Genomic DNA, 20,215 nt, shown 5'->3' with positions numbered 1-20,215 from the left:
AAATGGGAAGATTTATTCTGATTGTTTTAGATAGTTTTGGTGTAGGAGCAATGGATGATTGTGTAGAGGTAAGACCTAGAGATGTTGGAAGTAATACAGCAAAACATATCATTCAATCAAAACCTGATATAAAAATTCCTACGTTAAAAAAATTAGGACTTATGAACGCTATTGGTGAGGAAGTCGGAGAACATAAATTTTCGGATACGGCTAATTATGGGACAGCCAATTTAACTCATTATGGAGCCGATTCTTTTTTAGGACATCAAGAAATAATGGGTACTACTCCGAAAGTTCCGTTGATTCAACCGTTTAATGAAAAAATAGATGAAGTTGAAAAAAATCTATTAAAATACGGTTATAAAGTTAGACGTGTTGGAGATCCGGGATTACAAATTCTTGTTGTGAACGAAGTAGCAACCGTAGGCGATAATTTGGAAACAGATTATGGCCAAGTTTACAACGTTTCAGCTTGCTTAGATTTAATTAGCTTTGAAGAGTTAAGTAAGATTGGACATGTTGTTAGAGAGGTTGTTCAAGTATCGCGGGTTATCACTTTTGGAGGAGAACAAATTACCCTGGATAATCTTTTGTTGGCTAGAAAAATAAAAAATAATAAGATAGCAGGAGTAGATGCTCCAGAATCAGGAGTTTATAACCACGGATATCAAGTGGTTCATCTGGGATATGGAATTGATAAGAATGTTCAGATACCGACGATTTTAGATAAGAAAGGAATTACAGTCTCTTTCTTAGGTAAAATTGCGGATATCATACAAACAACAAGCACAAGACTCTTCCCAGGTGTAGACTCTGAATATTTGTTTGACTGTTTAATGGAAGAAGTTAAGAGTATAGAAAATGGGTTTATTGCATTAAATATTCAAGAAACTGATTTAGCCGGTCATGCTGAAGATGTGGAGAGATATGCGAACCGATTAGAAGTGAGCGATCAACGCATTGCTAAATTGCTACCGGAATTAAATATTGGTGATATATTAATTGTGATGGCGGATCATGGAAATGATCCAACAATCGGGCACAGCAATCATACGAGAGAAAGAGTCCCTCTTCTAATATACAGTCCTGGTATTACGGGAAAATATGTTGGAGAGCGAGATACTATGGCTGATGTTGCAGCTACTGTCGGGGAATATTTTAATGTAGAAGCTCCTCAGCATGGCCATTCCTTCTTAAATAGAATTTTTGAAAAATAGGTTTTTACTATGGAAAAAATACAAAAATACGCTTATAAAACAATGCTTGCGATGAAGAATCCGTTAAAATCAGTAGATAGGGTATATCCCTTGGCTTTTGATGAGATTTCTAATCATGATGGGTATTATTTTGGAGTCAAAAATAGTCTATGGTTAACTGACGAGATGGAAACAAGATTAAATCAATGTTCGTATTATTTGCATACTAGAGATAAGTCTAGTTTAGGTGGTCGAGCAATTGATATTGATTTAAAGAATCCAATAACTGGTTTGGCTATGACAGGCTCTTCTAGCGGAACAGCAATCAATGTTTTCTTGGGAATAAATGATATAGGTGTGGGTACAGATGGTGGAGGTTCAGTTTTAGCTCCTGCTATCTCACTGAATTTATTTTCTTTAATTGATCCCGCGTTATTTCGAGAAGAACGAAAAAGAGAAAAAGATAAAATATCAACAGATGGAATTTCATTTATGCCATCTATCGGTTTAATATCTAAAAATCTAAAGTTACTTCAAGAATTATATGTAAATTTAAGGGATTTAGAAAGTTCAAATCTAGAAACGAAAATATTGGTTGATGATGAAAAAATCTGTAATTTTCTGAAGGACGAGAATGTTGAAGTTAGCTCGTTTGAAGGGAAATATGATAATGAACGTTTAGCATTGATAGAAACTACAAAAAGATTATTGGAGAAATACGATATCATTGTGAGCAAAGAAGGGCCTGTAGATTTGAATGGATTTGGAGATAGTGTCTTTGGACATTTTGATGCTAGAACCAAAGAAATTCAGGTTGCTGCCAATAAAGGTTTTCTCCGAATTGCTAATATGGCAAACTGCTTTGCTTTAACTGTTCCTAGTGGTGAATTGTCTACAGCTTATGTGATTTTGTGTGATACTAATAATGTTTCTGCGGTAAGAAAATCTTTTATAATCGCAAAAGGTTTGTATAGAGAAAATGATGAATTATCTGAAAGATACTTTTTGAATTATAAAAATTACTTTATGAATGGATACAGTAACTAGTTAAGGGTTAGAAAAATCTAACCCTTTTTTCGAACTCATCTATTGACAACTCATAAAAAATAGGATATAATTTAAACATAAATTAGAATAATTCTAAATAAGAAAGAGGTAATAGAGAAATGTCAAAAGAACAAACAAAACAAGTATTAAATCAATTAGTGGCTGATTTAAGCCAACAATCAGTAATCGTTCACCAAGCTCACTGGTACATGCGCGGAGCTACTTTTATCACAATGCATCCATTAATGGATCAACATATGGAAATGTTAGACGCTCAATTAGATGAAGTATCAGAACGTTTAATCACATTAGGTGGTGCACCTTATTCAACATTACGTGAATTTGCTGAAAATACTAAGATTGCCGACGCTAAAGGAAACTACAGCGACAGCATGGAAGACCGTATCCGTCATTTATTAGTAGGATACCGTTACTTAATCGACCTTTACCAAAAAGGTATTGAAGTAGCTGGTGAAGAAGGCGACGATGTTACGCAAGATATCTTCACAGGTGCAAAAGGTGCATTAGAAAAATTAGTTTGGATGCTTACAGCAACTATCAACGAAGCACCAGGATTATAATTTTTGAAGACTCTAGGGCTGGGCAGTTTGTCCGGCCTTTTTCTTTTACAAGAATAAAAAAACTAACAGTGCCGAGGGCAGTTAGAATGCGATCAATCTGATTTTCTGGTACTCATTTTCGTCGTTGCACTAATTTCACTAAACATCGTTCATTTGTTTGAAAAAGTGTTAAAATGGATTCAACCAGAGGATTACAAATTAACCGTTTAAGAGAAAAGGGGAGTTATAATGAAAATCGCGATTGCAGGAGCAGGAGCAATGGGGTGCCGTTTTGGCTACATGTTAACAAAAACAGGACAAGAGGTGACGCTGATCGATGAATGGCCAGAGCATATCGAAGTGATCCAAAAAAATGGGTTGAAAGTCGTTGATGGCGAAAATACAGATACCATTGACATTAAAATTGTTCGACCAGAAGAAGCAACAGATGAGGTAGATGTAGTCATTGCCTTTACGAAATCAATGAAATTAGGCGAAATGCTAGAAAAAATTAAACCAATTATCCACGAAGATACGAAAGTACTTTGTCTTTTAAATGGTCTAGGTCATGAAGACACAATGGCAAAATATGTTCCTCGTAAAAACATTATTATGGGAGTTACGATTTGGACTGCGGGTCTGATTGAACCAGGGGTAGCGCGTTTAGGCGGAACTGGTACAGTAGAAATGCAAGCAGCTGACCCAAGTGGTGTGGCGATTGCTAAAGAATTAGTAGAAGTGATGGACAAAGCGGGCTTGAACGCAAGCTACAGCGAAGACGTTCATTTTTCAACATGGCGTAAAGCGTGCGTAAACGGTACGATGAACGCAACATGTGCCATCTTAGATGCCAACATCGGTGAAGTTTTTGATACTTCAACAGCCGAAGCGATTGTAACGCAAATTATTGCTGAATTTGTCGCTGTTGCGGAAAAAGAAGGTGTGCATCTTGATCCAGCTGCAATGAAAGATTATGTGTATACTGCGTCTAATAAAGTTCGTAGTCACTATCCTTCAATGCACCAAGATTTAATTCAAAATCACCGCTTTACTGAAGTAGACTTCTTGAATGGATTTGTTGCTAGAAAAGGGAAGGAATATGGCATTCCAACGCCTTACTGTCAATTGATTACAGAATTTATTCATGCAAAAGAAGATATTTTGAAAGTTAAATAGAAGGTTTAACATTATGTTAGGAGAAACTTGTTGAATTGGGTGATTTAATTGAAAAAAATATATCATTATACGTCTGTAGAGACGTTGAAATTAATTTTATTGAACCGTACATTAAGATTTAAGAGTTTGGGTTTAGTAGACGACGTAAAGGAAGAAAGAACAGCAGATTTTGGTAATGCGGGTAGAATGACTTATGTTTCATGCTGGACCGCTTTAGATGAAAATAGGCCGCAATGGAATGGGTATGGCGATAACTATAAAGGGGTAATGATTGGAATTGAATTTGAAAAAATTGAAGATGTTTTTTTGTCTGTTCCAATGCGCTTTGGAGATAAAGTAGTTCCAACCTTACCAGTGTTTGTTCCGCCTTTAGATATTGATATTCCAGGAAGTGAGTTTTTCTCATTTGGTAAAGTGATGCCGACCGGTGATAGGATGCCGATGTTTTTTGATATTGAGTATACTGATGATGAACGTAAACTGAATCCTTATATTGTATCTTCAAATGGAACAGGACTTTTTATCGATTTTAGTGAAATGGGGAAATGTAAATCGTCAGATTGGAGTTTTCAAAAAGAATGTAGATTTGCAATCACTTGTTTACCATGGAGTTATAAAGAAATGGAAGATTTCATGGCAAGTACTCGCGGAGATTTTGGGGAGGCTATATTTAATAAATTGAGAAATGTTTCTACGGAATTAGAACATATAGATCTTTTATTAAATTTTAATATTTTTAATAATTTTACAGTAGTTTTCGGACCAAGATGTTCCAACGATGAAAAAGAAGAAATAAAGAAAATAGCGAATTTACTTAATTTTAATATCAGTTTTAAAGACAGTAGTTTAGAAATCCGTTAGATGAATTAGATTTCATAGATAGATATTAAGAACACAAAAAGGAGCGAGGCAAGTAGCCTAGCTCCTTTTTGCGGTTAGCGTTTGCGTAAATCTAGGAAGATTTATAAGAAGTTCTCAACAAGTATCCGTACTGCTTCGAATGCGTTTTGTGAAGCTTTTTCAAGGGTTTCCTCGAAAGTACCCGGAGCGTCTCCGCCAACATGATCACTGATACCACGGATGTTCAACACAGGGATGTCATAGAAACTAGCCACTTGCGCAATAGGCGCTGCTTCCATGTCGCTGGCTGTGATATCCGGTAATTTAGCACGAATGTTCTCAACCGTATCAACCGAACTCATAAAGGAATCACTTGTCGCGATAAAACCGCTATGGACTGAGAAATTTTGGATTTGTTCGCGAAGAAGCGTGAGTACTTTTTGTTGTAATTTTACATCGACAGGGTAATCAGCTGGCATTTGAGGAACTTGTCCCCATGCGTAGTCGAATCCGGTTGCATCCACATCGCTATAGGCAAATTTCGTAGAGACAATCACGTCTGCTAAGCCTAATTCTGGATTAAAACTTCCTGTTGTCCCGGTGTTAATGATGAGATCCGGATGGACTTTATCGCATAACCAAGCACCAGCCGCAGCAGCATTCGCTTTTCCAATACCAGATTGAACGAGAATCAGATTCTCATGCACTTCTAAAATACGAATAGGTCCTTTTGAAAAGATGACGTTTCCCGGAGAAAAGTGCTTTTCAAACGGAAGGAGTTCTTCTTTCATGGCAGCAACAATTGCAATCTTCATGAATTATTTCCCCCATACATCAGAAATAGGTTTACTTACTTCTACCTTAGTTCCTGCGAATTGTTCAGAAATGTATTTTTGGATTTCTGGATCGTGGTAAAGTTCTACTAATTTTTTGTATTCTTCTTTATTGGCATTCTCTGCCTTCACAACAATTACATTGATACTAGTAATGGTTGATTCATCCGCTTTTTCATAGAATAAAGCATCTTTTAATACATTTAATCCACCTTCAAGTGCGATGGTGTTTCCGATTGCGATTAAATCAGCATCGTCTAAGACACGTACGCTAGTCGTATCATCAATCATTAAGAACTCAAAGTTTTTCTTGTTTTCAACGATATCACTGGTAGTTCCCGTTCCGTCTTTGAAAGAACTAGATAGTTTAATTAGTCCGGCACTTTCTAATAAACGAAGGGCACGAGTCGCATTATATGGACTATCTGGAAGTGCAATTTTTGCACCCTTTGGTAAGTCGTTTAGACTTTTCACCTTCTTAGAGTAAAGCCCCATTGGTTCGATATAAGTCGTACCGATTGGAACGAGTTTGTTGGAATTCGCTTCGTTAAATCCTTGCAAGTATCCAATGGATTGGAATGCGTTGGCATCGACGGTTCCATCTGCTACGCTCTCGTTTAAAGGAACGCCTCCATTGATTTCTTGTACTTCGATTTTAAGACCTGCTTTTTTAGCTTGTTCAGACTCGGCAATATGTCTCCATATATCCGCATCAGAACCAACGGAAGCAATTTTAACGGTTTTAGGTTCACTGCTTGAAGCCTCTGAGCCTTGCGGAGCTTGAGAGCTTGAAGCAGTGGTATTGCCGCAAGCGCCTAAGACGAATGCGGTAGAGAGAGCGATAAGGGATTTAGCAATCGTTTTTAATTTCATATGGGGAGTTCCTCCAGTCTAGGTGTCTAATGTTTCTTACTGAATGAGTGGTTAAATGACTTTTCTCTCGAAAGGATCGATACTAATACCTTGTTCTAATACTTGTTTGGCGTATTCTTTTGCGCCAAATAATGAATGGTCACGGTAGTTTCCGCACTGAACGGCGGAGACGCCTTGAATATCTTTGAATTGAATCTTCTCAACGATTTCTTCTAGCGTTGATTTCAATGCGCGTGCGATATCTTCCGGTGAGCGCTCTTCCCATAAAATTAAGTGGAATCCTGTACGGCATCCAAAAGGAGAAATGTCGATAATTCCTTCTAATCGGTCTCTTAATAGATCAGCTAATAGGTGCTCAAAGGTATGGACAACACCCGTTGGCATTTCTTGTTTATTTGGTTGTAAGAAACGGATATCAAAATTTGAAATCACATCTCCTTTTCTTCCATGCTCATTCGCGATTAATCGAACATAGGGAGCGATGACCTTGTTGTGGTCAAGTGTAAAGCTTTCTACTTCAGCCATGTTTATTCCTCCAATCATTGAAACAAAATAAAAAAAGCTCGCACTTCTAGCCTACGCTAAAAGGACGAGTTGAAGTTGTGGTGGCGCTTTTACAGTCTTCTTATAGATAGAAGATTACTTCCGTACAACTATACGGTAACTCTGTAACGGGAGAACCCGTATTGCCCTAACGAATCAGACAATCAGCTCAAAGACCTCGTGAAAAATAGAGAGGATATTTTCTTATGCTAAGCTCTATTTTTGACTCTCTTTTCATAGCGTTTCAAATAAGTTATATAGAGACTATACTAGAAAAAAAGAGGCTTGTCAACCCAAAAAGCAAACTATAAAAAAGAATAATAGATAATAGTTCGTGAAATGTAGAGAATCGAGCAGTTTTGTAAATATATTTTCAAAATAGTTCGTTTTTAACAGGAATCTTTATAAACTTCTTTTTTGATTAGCTTTTAAAGTGACAAAAATGTAAGAAACGAATAAAAAATGATAGGATGGTGTCATGAATTCACTTTTTATTTCGGTTATACTGTGTTCAACAAATTAAAACAAAGGGTGAAAATAAATGACATTATTAGACGTACAACATGTACAAAAAGTATATCAAACAAGATTCGGAGCTGCGGAAGTAACAGCATTAAAAGACATTAATTTTTCAGTTGAAGAAGGTGAATATGTTGCTGTTATGGGGGAATCCGGTTCAGGGAAAACAACGCTATTAAATATTTTAGCGACTCTAGACCGTCCAACAGGCGGAAGTGTTCTATTAAATGGAGAAGACATCCAAAAGATTTCTTCAAAAGTACTAACAGAATTCAGACGTGACCATTTAGGATTCGTGTTCCAAGACTTCAACTTATTAGAAACATTATCAGTATATGACAATATCGTATTGCCTTTAGTCTTAGCAAGACGTCCGATTGCGGAGATGGAACAAAAAGTGAAGCCGATTGCGGAAATGCTTGGAATTTCAGATTTATTGGCAAAATATCCTTATGAGTTATCAGGTGGACAACAGCAACGTGTGGCAATTGGTCGTGCCATGATTACAAATCCAAGTTTACTACTGGCCGATGAACCAACTGGAGCGCTTGACTCTAAATCAGCTAGTAATACATTAGATTTGTTTGATAAAATCAATGAAAATGGTCAAACAATCTTAATGGTAACACATAGTACGGTTGCGGCAAGTCGTGCTAAACGAGTGCTCTTTATTAAAGATGGATTAATTTATAACCAATTGTATCGCGGGGAAAGAAGCGACCAACAAATGTTTGAATTAATCTCTGAAACGTTAACCGTGATGGCAAACAGAGGTGAGGCACATGTTTAAACTACTAAGTTCATTAGCTGTGACGAATTTGAAAAAGAATCATTCCTTGTATTTACCATTTGGACTCGCAACAGTCATGGTCACGATGATTTCTTATATCGTTCACGCATTATCTTCAATGCCAGAACTTTCCACTTTAAGAGGGGGTTCTTCTATCGCTCTTTCTTTAGGTTTGGGAGTGATTGTGATTCAAGTTGTGGCGCTATTAATTGTGCTTTACGCCAATAGTTTTGTAATGAAGAACCGTTCGAAAGAATTTGGCTTGTATGGAATTTTAGGCTTAGACCGTAAAAATGTACAAATTCTTAGCTTTATGGAATTGTTCCTGTTTGCACTCGTCAGTGTATCAGCAGGGATTGTACTTGGGATGGTTTTCCACCGTTTCGCATTTGCGATCCTCTTAAAACTGATTCAATATCCGATCGGACTAGAGTATCATTTACAAATCGGTAGTATCTTCTTTGTATATATTTTCATGGGTGTCATCTTCTTGATTGTGTTCTTCTTAAATGCTACGAAAATTTATACAAGTCGTCCGTTAGAATTATTAAAAACAAAGAAATTTGGTGAAACAAAAGGTCGTTTCATGAAGACGCGTGCAATCATTGGGTTTGTGATTTTAGGGCTAGCCTATTATATGTCACAAACGATTGAAAGTCCGATGGCGGCCATCATGATGTTCTTTGTTGCGGTTATTATGGTTGTGATTGCAACGTACATTCTGTTTGATGCAGGTTCTATTGCAATTTTAAGTGCATTGCAAAAAAACAAAAAACTATTCTATCAACCTACAAACTTTATTTCAATCTCCAATTTAAAATTCCGTATGCATAAAAACGCTGCTGGATTGGCTAGTGTGTGTATTTTATCTACCATGGTATTAGTAACACTAGGAACGACGGTGTCTTTACAAGTAGGAGCTTTTAAAACACTTAATGAATCTTATCCTACGGAATATTCGGTTTCTTCATTCCTGACTTCTAAAGAGGAAGAAGCAGAAGCAAGTAAAGCGATGAAAGATATTCAAGCTAAATCTTTATCAACTGTTAAGAATGAAATTTCATTTGGACAATCCGTTCGTTTTGGTCTTCAAAAAGGGGATTCTGTTGAGATTATGAATTCTTTCTCTGGGGCAGAGAATGTGGTAGCTCTGACGGTGATGTCTCAAGAGGATTATAACCGCATTTTTGGAACGAATCTTTCCTTGAAAGAAAATGAAATGGTAGTGGGCCATACAAAAGGAGACGGCAAAGAGTTTTCAACACTGACTACTGCCAAAAAAAACTATAAAGTTGTTGGTGATTTAAACAATGATAAGTATAAGACGACCTTGCCTCAACTATCAGCTTTAGTGGATAATATTTATATGGTGGTTGTGAAAGACGTATATGACTTTATCAATCCAGGAAATCATGAGAGAGTGCAGTACTATTCACTATGGAACACAGATACAAAAGAAGAAAGTTTAAAAGAAGAATTTGAAGCGTATCAAAATATAGATGTGGATCAATATAATGTCCCTCTAGTCATGTATAGTAAAACAGAAGCTGCGAAAGAAATATATGGATTTATGGGAAGTCTTCTCTTCATTGGAGCCTTGCTTTCAGTTTCGTTCTTTGTGGGTGCGGTATTAGTGATTTACTACAAACAAATCTCTGAAGGATATGAGGATAGAGACCGTTTTGTCATCTTACAAAAAATGGGAATTGATCATAAGACCGTTAAACAATCTATCAATCGCCAAGTATTAATTGTCTTCTTTATGCCACTATTAACCGCATTCTTACATACAGGCTTTGCGTTTAAAATGTACACGAGGATTGCACAATTATTTGGAGTAAATACTCAAATAACATTGATTGCATCGATTGTCATTGGAATTATATTCTTGATTGTTTACTTTATCGTCTACAAAGTAACCTCTAGAACTTATTTTAAGATTGTAAAACGTTAATAAAATGTTCACAAAGAAAAGAAATTTTCGAAGAAGAAAGTTGTTTTAAAAGGTTTTTATAACAAAAAAATAACACAAAAAGGACAAGAAAACTTGTCCTTTTTATTTGCTCAAAAATAGGATAACTGTCCGCAATAAAAAGCTTTCAAGAAAAGATTTCGGTTTTCAGTAACTAAAAAACATGGTATAATGGAATGTATTCAAGTAAATAAAACTGGAGGATTAGTCATGATCGATGTTATTGACTTAAACAAAGTATTCGATAACGGCTTTGAAGCGTTAAAGTCAGTAAATTTCTCAATTGAACAAGGAGATTTAGTATGTTTACTAGGTCCAAGTGGATGTGGGAAATCAACAATTTTAAATATAATCGCGGGATTATTATCACCTACGGGAGGAGACATCCGTTTTAAGGGGCAATCTGTTGTTACAACAGAACCAAAAGACCGTAACATTGGATTTGTATTCCAAAACTATGCGTTATATCCGCATATGACAGTGTTAGAGAACATCATGTTCCCTCTAACTGTTGGTAAAAATAAAATTTCTAAAGAAGAAGCTCAAAAAATTGCAGAAGAATATATGCAATTAACAAATATTGAGGAGTTAGCTGGTAAAAAACCGGGTACTTTATCAGGAGGACAACAACAACGTGTGGCCATCACTCGTGCGCTTGTTCAAAAACCTGAAGTATTACTTCTTGATGAGCCTTTAAGTAACTTAGATGCTCGTTTACGTTTGAAGATTCGTGAAGAAATCCGTCGTCTTGTTAAAGAAGTAGGAATTACTACCATCTTCGTAACACACGACCAAGAAGAAGCTTTATCAATTTCAGATAAAATTATTTTATTAAACGAAGGGTACATTCAACAACATGATGACCCTCAAAACTTATACCTAGAGCCAAGCAACTTATTCGTAGCAAAATTCATTGGTAACCCAATTATCAACATTACTGAAGTGGAAATTAAAGATGGAGTGATTCACCATCCTGAATTCAAGTTACCAGCCTCTGAATTATCACAAGAACGCAAACGTCAAGAGTGGGCTAATGGACACTATTATTTAGGAATGCGTCCGGAAGATGTTGTTCCAGCTACTGAAGGAGAAGGTTTGTTCTCTACAACTATCAGTGGGGTTGAGTTAATCGGACGTGAACGTATTCTTCACTTCCCATTAGGGGAACAATACTTGAAATCAATCGTAAGTGTGGAACATAAGATTGAAGAAGGAGACACACTTGCATTTAACATTCTAAAACACAAAATCTTCTTATTTGATAAAGATGGAGTGCGTGTTTACTAATGAAAAAATATAATCCAGAAAACCAACCTAAAGCTTGGTTCTTCCTTCTCCCATCTTTAGGAGTGATTCTCTTATTTAATATTTATCCATTACTTCGTTCGTTTTGGATGAGTTTCCAAAAAGGGTCACTATTAAAATTACAATATACAGGCTTGGACAATTACCAAAAAGTAATCGCTGACCCGGTTTTCCATAAAGCACTTATTAATACTGCATTATATGCATTTGCAGTTGTGCCTGTTGCTTTATTAATTTCAGTGGTCGTTGCGTGGATTATTTTTGAAAAGATTAAGCATAAGAGTTTCTTTGAAACAATCTTCTTCATGCCTTATGTTACAAGTACAATCGCTATCGGGATTGTATTCCGTTACTTCTTTAATGGAGATTACGGAATTATCAATTTCTTTTTAGGATTGATTGGGATTCCAGCTGTTAACTGGCTGGATAATGTTAACATGAGCATGCCTACGTTAATTATTTTCGGGGTATGGACAAGTTTAGCGTTCAATATCATTATCTTACTAGCAGGGCTTAGAAATATCGATACAGAGCATTTCAAAATTGCGAAAATGTTTGGTGCGACAGACCGTGAAATCTTCTGGCGTATTACTTTTCCACAATTAGTACCTACAATTGCCTTCTTATCAACAGTGAACTTAATCGGTGCGTTCAAAGTGTACACTCAAGTTTATGCTTTGTTCGGAGGAAGTGCTGGTACAGCTAACTCAGCAACAACTGCTGTGTATTATATTTACGATAAATTCCATGTGGCAGGAAGACCAGGGGTTGCCATGGCAGCCACTGTAATCTTATTTGCAATCATTCTTTTTGCAACATTCCTCCAAAATAAATTCCTAAGAAAGGCGGAGGGATAAGATGAAGAAAGTATTTAATGGATTTACGATTGCGTTATTAATTTTCTTAGCGTTAATTACAGTATTCCCATTTATTTATATGATTATGACTGGGTTGATGACTTATGCAGAAGCAACAAGCATTCCACCGTCATTTATTCCTAGATCATTCCAATTTAGTAACTATTTAGAAGTATTTAGTCGTGCACCGTTCTTACGTTACTTCGGAAACACATTATTCGTGTCTCTATTTACAACCGTAGCAACGGTCATTACTTCATTACTAGCAGCCTTTGCTGTAACAAGCTTACAGTTCAAAGGTAAGAATATTGTAATGATGATTTTAGTTTCACTATTAATGGTTCCGTATGAATCAATCATCTTTACAAACTACCAAACAATCGCTCAATTAGGTTTATTAAACACGTATTTAGCGTTAATCATTCCGTTTTTAACAAGTATCTTCTATATTTACTACTTAAACGGATACTTAAAAGGAATCCCAAGTACGTTTTATAAAGCTGCTAAAATTGACGGTGCAAGTGATTTAGAATATATCCGTCGCATTTTAGTTCCAATGTGTAAACCAGCATTGGTTACAGTAGGGATTTTAACGTTTATTCAAAGCTGGAATTCATTCCTATGGCCACTATTGGTAACAAATACGAAAGAATTCCGTCTATTAAACAATGGTCTTTCTGCCTTCACAACTGAAGCTGGGAGTGACGTTCACCTACAAATGGCCGCTGCTACTTTAACGGTTATCCCTATTCTGTTAATTTACTTCGTCTTCAGAAAAGAAATTATTAGAGGGGTAGCGAAGAATGGTATCAAAGGATAAAACAACGATTACCTTTCATAGCGGAATTCTAACCATTGGTGGAACTGTAATTGAAGTTGCATATAAAGATAGTCATATCTTTTTCGACTTTGGAACAGAATTCTTACCGAAATTAGAATTAACCGATGAATCGGTGCAAACGCTCGTTAATCATAGAGTTATTCCACATTTAAAAAATGTTTATGATGCAAGAATTCCTTACAAATATGAAGGAGATGAAGATAAAGACTATGCCAATACGGCAGTCTTTATCTCTCATGCGCATCTAGATCATACGAGAATGTTGAATTATTTAGATCCAAATATCCCTTTATATACATTGAAGGAAACAAAAATAATTGTGAACTCGCTCAATCGAAATGGAGTATTCTTGATTCCATCAACGTTCGCAGAAGAGACGTTTACAAGAGATATGATTGGATTAGATGCTGGTGATGTAGTTAAAGTTGGAGAAATCGAAGTAGAAATCGTCCGTGTAGACCATGATGCCTATGGTGCAGCAGCTTTAATCATCAAAACACCAGGGCACCATATTACTTATACAGGAGATTTAAGACTTCACGGTCATAATGCCGAAGATACGATTGAGTTTTGTAAAAAAGCAAAATATACAGATATCTTAATGATGGAAGGTGTATCTATCAGTTTTGGTGATCGTCCAGTAGAAGTGGAAGCTTTTAAACCAGAGACAGAAGAAGATGTAATTCGTCAGATTGTTTTTCTAGAACAAGAAAATCCACAGAGACAAATCACCTTTAATGGATACCCGGCAAACGTCCGTCGTTTTGAAAAAATTGTCGAAGGCACAAACCGTATTGTTGTGCTTGAAGCAACAATGGCGGCACTTCTTAAAGAAGTCTTCCAAAAAGAAGCCCATTTCTACTATCGTGAAGGTGCTCCTCGATTAGACGAACTGGACCCAAATTTAGAAATTTCATATGAAACGTTATTAGAGGATACTTCAGAGTACCTATGGCAAGTGGTTGATCACTTTGAACGCCTGCAAGAGGGAAGCTTATATATCCATAGTGATGCACAGCCTCTAGGGGACTTTGATCCGAACTATCAACCGTTCCTTGATTTATTGGCGAAAAGAAACATTGAGTTTGTACGCCTTGCATGCTCAGGTCACGCAAAACCGGAAGATTTAGACCGAATTATTGCGATGATCGAGCCTAAGTGTTTGATTCCAATCCATACGTTAAAACCAGAACTTCTGGAAAATCCGTATGGTAAAAGAATATTGCCGTATCGCGGCGAAAAAATTATGTTGTGAAAACTATATAACAAAAGGAGAAGAAAAATGAAATTCAAATCTTTAGTAAAAGCGACACTAGCAACAGCATCAGTTGTAGCATTATCAGCTTGTGGAGCAAGTACATCAAACAACTCTTCAAAAGCTGAAGAAACTAAAAAAAATATCGTAACAGAAGTGAAATCAGAAACAACAATCACATTCTGGCATGCCATGAACGGTCAGCTTGAAAAAGCTCTTCAAAAATTAACAGAAGACTTCATGAAAGCTAATCCAAATATTAAAGTAGAGTTACAAAACCAATCTACTTATAAAGATTTACAAGCTAAAATCAACTCAACTTTAACTTCACCAAAAGATTTGCCAACAATCACTCAAGCATATCCTAACTGGTTATTCAATGCTGCGAGTCAAGATTCGTTAGTAGATTTCAAACCATATCTTGAAAACGAAACAATCGGATTCAAGAAAGGTGAAGAGATTCGTTCAGACTTAATGGAAGGTGCTCGAATCAACGGAGTACAATACGGTATCCCATTCAACAAATCTACTGAAGTATTATTCTACAATGCAGATTTATTAAAAGAATACGGTGTTAAAGTTCCAACTACTTTAGATGAATTAAAAGAAGCCGCTAAAGCAATTTACGAAAAATCAAACCACGAAGTTGTGGGTGCTGGTTTCGACTCATTAAATAACTACTATGCAATTGGTATGAAGAACAAAGGCGTTGGCTTCACTAAAGAATTAGACTTCACAAGTGATGCTTCAAAAGAAGTTGTTAAATACTATGCAGACGGAATTCGTGACGGATACTTCCGTACAGCTGGTTCAGATAAATACTTATCAGGACCATTCCAAAACAAAAAAGTAGCAATGTATGTTGGTTCAACAGCTGGTGAATCATTTGTAGCTAAAGGTGCTAAAGAAGCTGGATACGAATACGGTGTAGCTCCACGTCCTGATAAATTCAACTTGCAACAAGGTACTGACATTTACATGTTCGAAGGTTCTACTACTGAAGAACAACGTACAGCAGCATTTTTATACTTGAAATTCTTATCTTCAGCTGAATCTCAATTATACTGGGCACAAAAAACAGGTTACATGCCAACAGTTGCTTCAGTGTTAGAAAAAGATGAATACAAGAAATCAGGTTCTAAAGTTCCTGCAATCTTAGCAGATGCTACTAAGAACTTATTCTCAATTCCTGTAGTTGAAAACTCAGATCCTGCATATGCTGAAGTTCGTACGATTTTAGAAAAAATCTTTGCAACTCAAAATGGCAATGTGGATCAATTAATTCAAGATTCTAAAGCGCAATTTGATGCTGCGTGGAATCAATAATCACTTATAAAGTTCATTCACAACACAATTACAATGAAAGCCTGGGGAATTTTCCTCAGGCTTTTTGTGTGGAATGAGTGCTGGAATAGGTGTTAGTGCGGAATAGGTATTAGTGATGTGATGCCCCTTTGGGGGAGGCTTTTAGGTGTATGAAGTCCGGTGCGAATTGCTTTAGAAACAAGCGGTTCTTTATGTTGAAAGAGGATTAGTGAGCCACCGATTCGAGCCTCCTGTCTCTCATCTTTGAAGCCTCAAAGAGACACTAACGAATAGATTCGTAAGTGTCTCTAATTCGCATTCAATGGATGTTCTCACTAATCTTTCAACAAAACCGTTGTTTCTGTCGCAATCGAAGTTATTGGTGTACACCTAAAAGCCTCCTGAGGGGATTCCACACAACAAAGCTAAGGAAAATTGTGTGGCGTTCTTTAGATTGTGTTCCTCGTTCACGACGGACTGGTGCGAGGTGATGTTGGGATTGCTTTAGAAACAAGCGGTTTTTATTGTTGAAAGAGAATTAGTGAGCCACCGACTCAAGCCTCCTGTCTCTCGTCTTTGAAGCCTCAAAGAGACACTAACGAATGCCTTCGTAAGTGTCTCTAATTCGCATTCAATGGATGTTCTCACTAATCTTTCAACAAAACCGCTGTTTCTGTTGCAATGGACGTTTTCGGTATTCACCTAAAAGCCTCCTGAGGGGATTCCACACAACAAAGCTGAGGAAAGTTGGGAGGTTTTCCCTAGATTGTGTTTCTCGTTCACGACGGACCGGTTCTGGATGGGATGAGTGTCTTTTATAGAGAGTATGTTATAATGAGCTGATAGGAGAGGTGATTTGAATGAGGTATGTGCTTTTATTAAGAGGTATCAATGTTGGAGGAAAAAATAAAGTTGTAATGAGCGAGCTGAAGGAACTATTAAAGAGTGAAGGCTTCAGCGAAGTAGATTCGTATATTAATAGTGGAAATTTATTTTTTACAAGTAGAGAGAGTGTAGAAAAAATTGTTTCGAAAGTTGAGAAATTGTTAGAAAAGAATTATGACTTCTCGATTCCGTTTTCGTTACTTTCAAAAGAAACTTATTTAGAAGAGATTGCGAATCTTCCAGAGTGGTGGAACGAAGACTTTGCTAGAAAAGATATTTTGTTTTATTCTCAGGGGACAAATTCGGATGAGGTCGTTGAATTTGCAAAAAACTCTGGGCTTTATAGTGAAAAAGTGCATATCGGAAAGAATGCAGTTTTTTGGGCTAAGATGGACGAAGGGGAATTTTTGAAGACGACTTATCATAAGAAGTTGTTGAAGCAACCTTTTTATAAAACGATTACAATTCGAAACGGTAAGACATTTGATAAAATTGCAGAACTACTGCAAAAAGAACAGTAATGTTTATAGAAGAAAAATGATCTAAAAACAGTAAGTCGATGAATTTACTGTTTTTTTATTTAAAATGGAAGAGAAATCAGTGTGTAAGACAGATATGAAGTAGAAAGAAGTGCCTTTATGACAGGGCTTTTTTATGGTACAATAATTTGTGAATTTGTAGAAAGTAGAGGCGCATTATGGAAATAAAAATTATTGAAACAAGTGATATGCATGGGTATGTATTGCCAACGAATTATACTGAAAGAAACTTGGATTTAGGATTCAGTACCGCAAAGGCTGCGACGGTAATTCAACGATTAAAACAAGAAGCCAAAGGGCCAGTAATCCAAATTGAAAATGGAGACTTTATTCAAGGGTCGCCTTTAAGCTATTATGTACGTAAAAATGATGCAAAAGTAGCTGCAGATTTAACTAAAGTATTAAATTACTTAGGTTATGATTTAGGAATTCTAGGGAACCACGAGTTCAACTATGGGCTTGATTACTTAAAAGAAGCGATTGCGTCTTATAACCACCCAATTCTTTGTGCAAACATTTTAACAAAAGAGGGCAAGCCTGCGTTTGGCGAACCTTACAAAGTGTTCGAGAAAGATGGCGTGAAAATCGCAGTTTTAGGGATTACAACACCCTATATTCCAAATTGGGAACAACCTGCAACGGTGAAAGATTTAGTATTCGTGAGCGCGTTAGAAACAGCGAAGAAATACGTTCCAGAAATGCGTAAAGTGGCGGACGTTGTTGTGGTAACTTACCACGGAGGATTTGAATGCGATCTTTCATGTGGGGATCCAACGGAACTATTAACGGGAGAAAACGAAGGGTATGCGATTGCGACTCAAGTAGAAGGAATCGATGCCTTAGTGACAGGACACCAACACCGTGTGATTGCCCAAAAAGTGAATGGAATTCCAGTGATTCAACCAGGATACCGCGGTGCTTATGTGGGTGAAATCAGCTTACAAGTGGAAAAAGTAGATGGTAAGTATACCGTTGTTTCTAGTGAAGCAAAACTTCATTCTACAGAAGAGGTCCCAGCAGACCCTAAAGTGGTAGAAATGTTTAGCGACTTACAAGCAGAAGTGGAAGATTGGTTAGATACTCCAGTAGGAAAAGTTGTTGGAGATATGACGATTAAAGATCCACATGCTGCGCGTTTAAGCGAGCATCCATATATTGAATTTATCAATAAGGTTCAAATGGAAGCCAGTGGTGCGGATATTTCAGGGACTGCGTTATTTAACAATGACGGACGTGGATTTAACTCGGAAATTCGCATGCGTGACGTTATTACAAATTACATTTATCCAAATACATTAGCTGTTCTAAAAGTGAGTGGGGAAGACTTAAGAAAAGCTCTTGAACGTGTAGCCACTTATTTCATTGTTGAAAATGGAAAAGCAGTCTTCAATCCTAAATATGTGGAGCCAAAACCTCAATTCTACAACTATGATATGTATGAAGGAATCGAGTACACCTTAGACTTTACTAGACCATTCGGCGACCGTGTAACTCGCTTAGAGTATCACGGCAAACCTGTTCAAGATACGGAAGAATTAGAAGTCGTTACAAACCAATATCGTGCAGTTGGTGGCGGAAATTATAGTATGTTTAAGCCAGAGAAGATTGTGCGTGAGGTGCAGATTGATATGACGGAGCTCATTGCGGAATACTTGCGCAAACATCCAGTCATCGAAGCAACAGTTAACAACAACTTTAAGACTGTGGTGAAATAATATAAAGACACTTCAAACTCCTCAGAGTTTGTTATAGAAAAGCATTATAGGATACCGGTTTGAGCCTTTCGTCTCAAACCTACCAAGCTTCCACCTTAGGAAGAACATAATTGGATGTCTGCTGAAATTTTAACGCAGTAGACAAATGAATTCCTCTTCACTGACAAGCAGTTCAAGGAATTCTATTTGTCCTTACGGGGGGGAAGACTACGAAGAAACTAGTTTCATCTGTCTTACTCCCAGTTCACATTGGTTATCATCCCCTATAATGCTTTCTATAATCTCTGAGGAGCTTTCTGTTTTATCAGCGTTTAAGTTGTTGTGTTGCTTCGATAAAGTTAGAACAAATATTCATTCATTTTATCAGCGTATAAAGTGTTGGTTTATTTCATCCGGAGAGTGACAGTTTAGGATTTTATTAGGGAATGTTGTGATAAGTGCGGGATATGGTATGATGAAGGCACTGAAATTGCAAAGGGCGATTTTTGTTTTGAAGGTAAAGGAACGCTTGCGGTTTGGCTTAATAGTAATTTTGGTGACGATGTTATTCGGATGTGTGGGCCACACGAGTCGTGGGTATCTTGAAGAGCTCTCTGGGAAAGAGTTGAGCAGGGTTTATCCAACAGAAAATATTGAAGATTTATTCGAGCAGTTTCCGAATGGATTTACCGTGAGTCAGTCGCGTGTTGTAGGGGACTCGACGGTATTTGTTTATCTTAAGGCGAAGGAAAAAGGAAAACCTTTTGTCGGTACGATGAAGCAAATCAATTCTAAAACTAAGGAAGAGGAAATCAGTCAGACGTTCCAATATGTGGATGGCAAGTTTGTTTTTGAAAATGAGGAAGAAGCGAAAAAACTTTGGCCTCAAGGGAAGTTCTTATTTCAGGAATTGCAATTGAATCAGGAGATGTTACGAAAGGCAAAATTGCATTCGAATCATTATACGAATAGAGAAGAAAGTCCTACAGGAGATAACTCATTTTATCTAGAATATAATATTCAGCTTCCAGTGGTTAATCGAATTTTGGGGATAGACGAATCGCAACCGATAGATTTTTCTATTTTCGGGCACGATGAGTCCAAAGGATTTTTATATGAAATTGGAGCGAAGCAAGATAATATAACGACTTTATGGGAAATGATACGAGAAATTAGGTAAGAGAA

The 20,215-nt window shown here is 36.8% G+C and carries 18 protein-coding genes; 15 read left to right on the top strand and 3 right to left on the bottom strand.

Annotation, left to right across the window (positions count from 1 at the left end; translation table 11 throughout):
* Window positions 1-2 precede the first annotated feature (2 nt).
* The 5 genes from ACO5V7_RS03280 (at window position 3) to ACO5V7_RS03260 (ending at window position 4,840) form a co-directional block, all read left to right on the top strand.
* On the top strand, window positions 3-1,217 hold the full coding sequence (locus ACO5V7_RS03280; protein WP_485485031.1) for a phosphopentomutase: 1,215 nt from the start codon (window positions 3-5) through the stop codon (window positions 1,215-1,217).
* Between the two features lie 9 nt (window positions 1,218-1,226).
* Complete coding sequence (locus ACO5V7_RS03275) at window positions 1,227-2,243, top strand: amidase family protein (protein ID WP_485485030.1); 1,017 nt, start codon at window positions 1,227-1,229, stop codon at window positions 2,241-2,243.
* Between the two features lie 119 nt (window positions 2,244-2,362).
* Window positions 2,363-2,824, top strand: coding sequence for a Dps family protein (locus ACO5V7_RS03270; protein ID WP_444283490.1), 462 nt, complete (start codon window positions 2,363-2,365; stop codon window positions 2,822-2,824).
* A 228-nt stretch (window positions 2,825-3,052) separates the two neighbouring features.
* Window positions 3,053-3,979, top strand: coding sequence for a 2-dehydropantoate 2-reductase (locus tag ACO5V7_RS03265; protein ID WP_485485029.1), 927 nt, complete (start codon window positions 3,053-3,055; stop codon window positions 3,977-3,979).
* A gap of 84 nt (window positions 3,980-4,063) precedes the next feature.
* Window positions 4,064-4,840, top strand: coding sequence for a DUF2971 domain-containing protein (locus ACO5V7_RS03260; protein WP_485485028.1), 777 nt, complete (start codon window positions 4,064-4,066; stop codon window positions 4,838-4,840).
* 101 nt (window positions 4,841-4,941) lie between these two features.
* On the opposite strand, the gene ACO5V7_RS03255 is transcribed toward ACO5V7_RS03260, so the two are convergent.
* The 3 genes from ACO5V7_RS03255 to ACO5V7_RS03245 are packed head-to-tail and all read right to left on the bottom strand — an operon-like array spanning window position 4,942 to window position 7,050.
* A complete protein-coding gene (locus ACO5V7_RS03255; RefSeq protein ID WP_485485027.1) occupies window positions 4,942-5,634 on the bottom strand; it encodes a 5'-methylthioadenosine/adenosylhomocysteine nucleosidase in 693 nt (230 codons plus the stop codon).
* 3 nt (window positions 5,635-5,637) lie between these two features.
* The gene (locus ACO5V7_RS03250; protein ID WP_485485026.1) at window positions 5,638-6,525 is read right to left on the bottom strand and encodes a MetQ/NlpA family ABC transporter substrate-binding protein; all 888 of its coding nucleotides are present in this window, start codon (window positions 6,523-6,525) and stop codon (window positions 5,638-5,640) included.
* Window positions 6,526-6,576: 51 nt separating this feature from the next.
* Entirely contained in the window at window positions 6,577-7,050 is a 474-nt protein-coding gene (locus tag ACO5V7_RS03245) for an S-ribosylhomocysteine lyase (protein ID WP_039848953.1), read from the bottom strand.
* Window positions 7,051-7,609: 559 nt separating this feature from the next.
* Between ACO5V7_RS03245 and ACO5V7_RS03240 the strand changes: the two genes are divergently transcribed.
* The 10 genes from ACO5V7_RS03240 to ACO5V7_RS03195 all read left to right on the top strand — a co-directional run bounded on the left by ACO5V7_RS03240 (window position 7,610) and on the right by ACO5V7_RS03195 (window position 20,210).
* Window positions 7,610-8,377: an ABC transporter ATP-binding protein gene (locus tag ACO5V7_RS03240; protein ID WP_485485025.1), complete on the top strand. Its 768-nt coding sequence runs from the start codon at window positions 7,610-7,612 to the stop codon at window positions 8,375-8,377.
* Complete coding sequence (locus tag ACO5V7_RS03235; protein WP_485485024.1) at window positions 8,370-10,331, top strand: FtsX-like permease family protein; 1,962 nt, start codon at window positions 8,370-8,372, stop codon at window positions 10,329-10,331. Before ACO5V7_RS03240 ends, ACO5V7_RS03235 begins: the two co-directional genes overlap by 8 nt.
* A 228-nt stretch (window positions 10,332-10,559) precedes the next feature.
* Window positions 10,560-11,636, top strand: coding sequence for an ABC transporter ATP-binding protein (locus ACO5V7_RS03230; protein WP_485485093.1), 1,077 nt, complete (start codon window positions 10,560-10,562; stop codon window positions 11,634-11,636).
* Complete coding sequence (locus ACO5V7_RS03225; protein ID WP_485485023.1) at window positions 11,636-12,511, top strand: carbohydrate ABC transporter permease; 876 nt, start codon at window positions 11,636-11,638, stop codon at window positions 12,509-12,511. Before ACO5V7_RS03230 ends, ACO5V7_RS03225 begins: the two co-directional genes overlap by 1 nt.
* Window position 12,512: 1 nt before the next feature.
* Window positions 12,513-13,331, top strand: a complete 819-nt coding sequence (locus ACO5V7_RS03220) for a carbohydrate ABC transporter permease (RefSeq protein ID WP_485485022.1) — start codon at window positions 12,513-12,515, stop codon at window positions 13,329-13,331.
* Window positions 13,315-14,607 (top strand): MBL fold metallo-hydrolase, encoded by a 1,293-nt coding sequence (locus tag ACO5V7_RS03215; protein ID WP_485485021.1) that lies wholly within the window; start codon window positions 13,315-13,317, stop codon window positions 14,605-14,607. The genes ACO5V7_RS03220 and ACO5V7_RS03215 overlap by 17 nt, the downstream gene beginning before the upstream one ends.
* A gap of 27 nt (window positions 14,608-14,634) precedes the next feature.
* A complete protein-coding gene (locus ACO5V7_RS03210; RefSeq protein WP_485485020.1) occupies window positions 14,635-15,933 on the top strand; it encodes an extracellular solute-binding protein in 1,299 nt (432 codons plus the stop codon).
* Window positions 15,934-16,772: 839 nt separating this feature from the next.
* Complete coding sequence (locus ACO5V7_RS03205) at window positions 16,773-17,318, top strand: DUF1697 domain-containing protein (RefSeq protein ID WP_485485019.1); 546 nt, start codon at window positions 16,773-16,775, stop codon at window positions 17,316-17,318.
* Window positions 17,319-17,494: 176 nt separating this feature from the next.
* Window positions 17,495-19,051, top strand: a complete 1,557-nt coding sequence (locus ACO5V7_RS03200) for a bifunctional metallophosphatase/5'-nucleotidase (protein WP_485485018.1) — start codon at window positions 17,495-17,497, stop codon at window positions 19,049-19,051.
* A 451-nt stretch (window positions 19,052-19,502) separates the two neighbouring features.
* Window positions 19,503-20,210, top strand: coding sequence for a hypothetical protein (locus ACO5V7_RS03195; RefSeq protein WP_485485017.1), 708 nt, complete (start codon window positions 19,503-19,505; stop codon window positions 20,208-20,210).
* Window positions 20,211-20,215 lie beyond the last annotated feature (5 nt).

The organism is Granulicatella sp. (assembly GCF_057274575.1).
The sequence above is the reverse complement of the archived record's forward strand: the minus strand, read 5'-3'. Positions and strand labels throughout refer to the sequence as shown.

Bases quoted from the DNA above. Each gene is read 5' to 3' on its own strand.
- ACO5V7_RS03250 (WP_485485026.1), bottom strand. From the start codon at position 6,525: ATGAAATTAAAAACGATTGCTAAATCCCTTATCGCTCTCTCTACCGCA.
- ACO5V7_RS03240 (WP_485485025.1), top strand. From the start codon at position 7,610: ATGACATTATTAGACGTACAACATGTACAAAAAGTATATCAAACAAGA.
- ACO5V7_RS03220 (WP_485485022.1), top strand. From the start codon at position 12,513: ATGAAGAAAGTATTTAATGGATTTACGATTGCGTTATTAATTTTCTTA.
- ACO5V7_RS03265 (WP_485485029.1), top strand. From the start codon at position 3,053: ATGAAAATCGCGATTGCAGGAGCAGGAGCAATGGGGTGCCGTTTTGGC.
- ACO5V7_RS03225 (WP_485485023.1), top strand. From the start codon at position 11,636: ATGAAAAAATATAATCCAGAAAACCAACCTAAAGCTTGGTTCTTCCTT.
- ACO5V7_RS03270 (WP_444283490.1), top strand. From the start codon at position 2,363: ATGTCAAAAGAACAAACAAAACAAGTATTAAATCAATTAGTGGCTGAT.
- ACO5V7_RS03275 (WP_485485030.1), top strand. From the start codon at position 1,227: ATGGAAAAAATACAAAAATACGCTTATAAAACAATGCTTGCGATGAAG.
- ACO5V7_RS03230 (WP_485485093.1), top strand. From the start codon at position 10,560: ATGATCGATGTTATTGACTTAAACAAAGTATTCGATAACGGCTTTGAA.
- ACO5V7_RS03200 (WP_485485018.1), top strand. From the start codon at position 17,495: ATGGAAATAAAAATTATTGAAACAAGTGATATGCATGGGTATGTATTG.
- ACO5V7_RS03255 (WP_485485027.1), bottom strand. From the start codon at position 5,634: ATGAAGATTGCAATTGTTGCTGCCATGAAAGAAGAACTCCTTCCGTTT.
- ACO5V7_RS03210 (WP_485485020.1), top strand. From the start codon at position 14,635: ATGAAATTCAAATCTTTAGTAAAAGCGACACTAGCAACAGCATCAGTT.
- ACO5V7_RS03235 (WP_485485024.1), top strand. From the start codon at position 8,370: ATGTTTAAACTACTAAGTTCATTAGCTGTGACGAATTTGAAAAAGAAT.
- ACO5V7_RS03195 (WP_485485017.1), top strand. From the start codon at position 19,503: ATGATGAAGGCACTGAAATTGCAAAGGGCGATTTTTGTTTTGAAGGTA.
- ACO5V7_RS03245 (WP_039848953.1), bottom strand. From the start codon at position 7,050: ATGGCTGAAGTAGAAAGCTTTACACTTGACCACAACAAGGTCATCGCT.
- ACO5V7_RS03280 (WP_485485031.1), top strand. From the start codon at position 3: ATGGGAAGATTTATTCTGATTGTTTTAGATAGTTTTGGTGTAGGAGCA.
- ACO5V7_RS03215 (WP_485485021.1), top strand. From the start codon at position 13,315: ATGGTATCAAAGGATAAAACAACGATTACCTTTCATAGCGGAATTCTA.
- ACO5V7_RS03205 (WP_485485019.1), top strand. From the start codon at position 16,773: ATGAGGTATGTGCTTTTATTAAGAGGTATCAATGTTGGAGGAAAAAAT.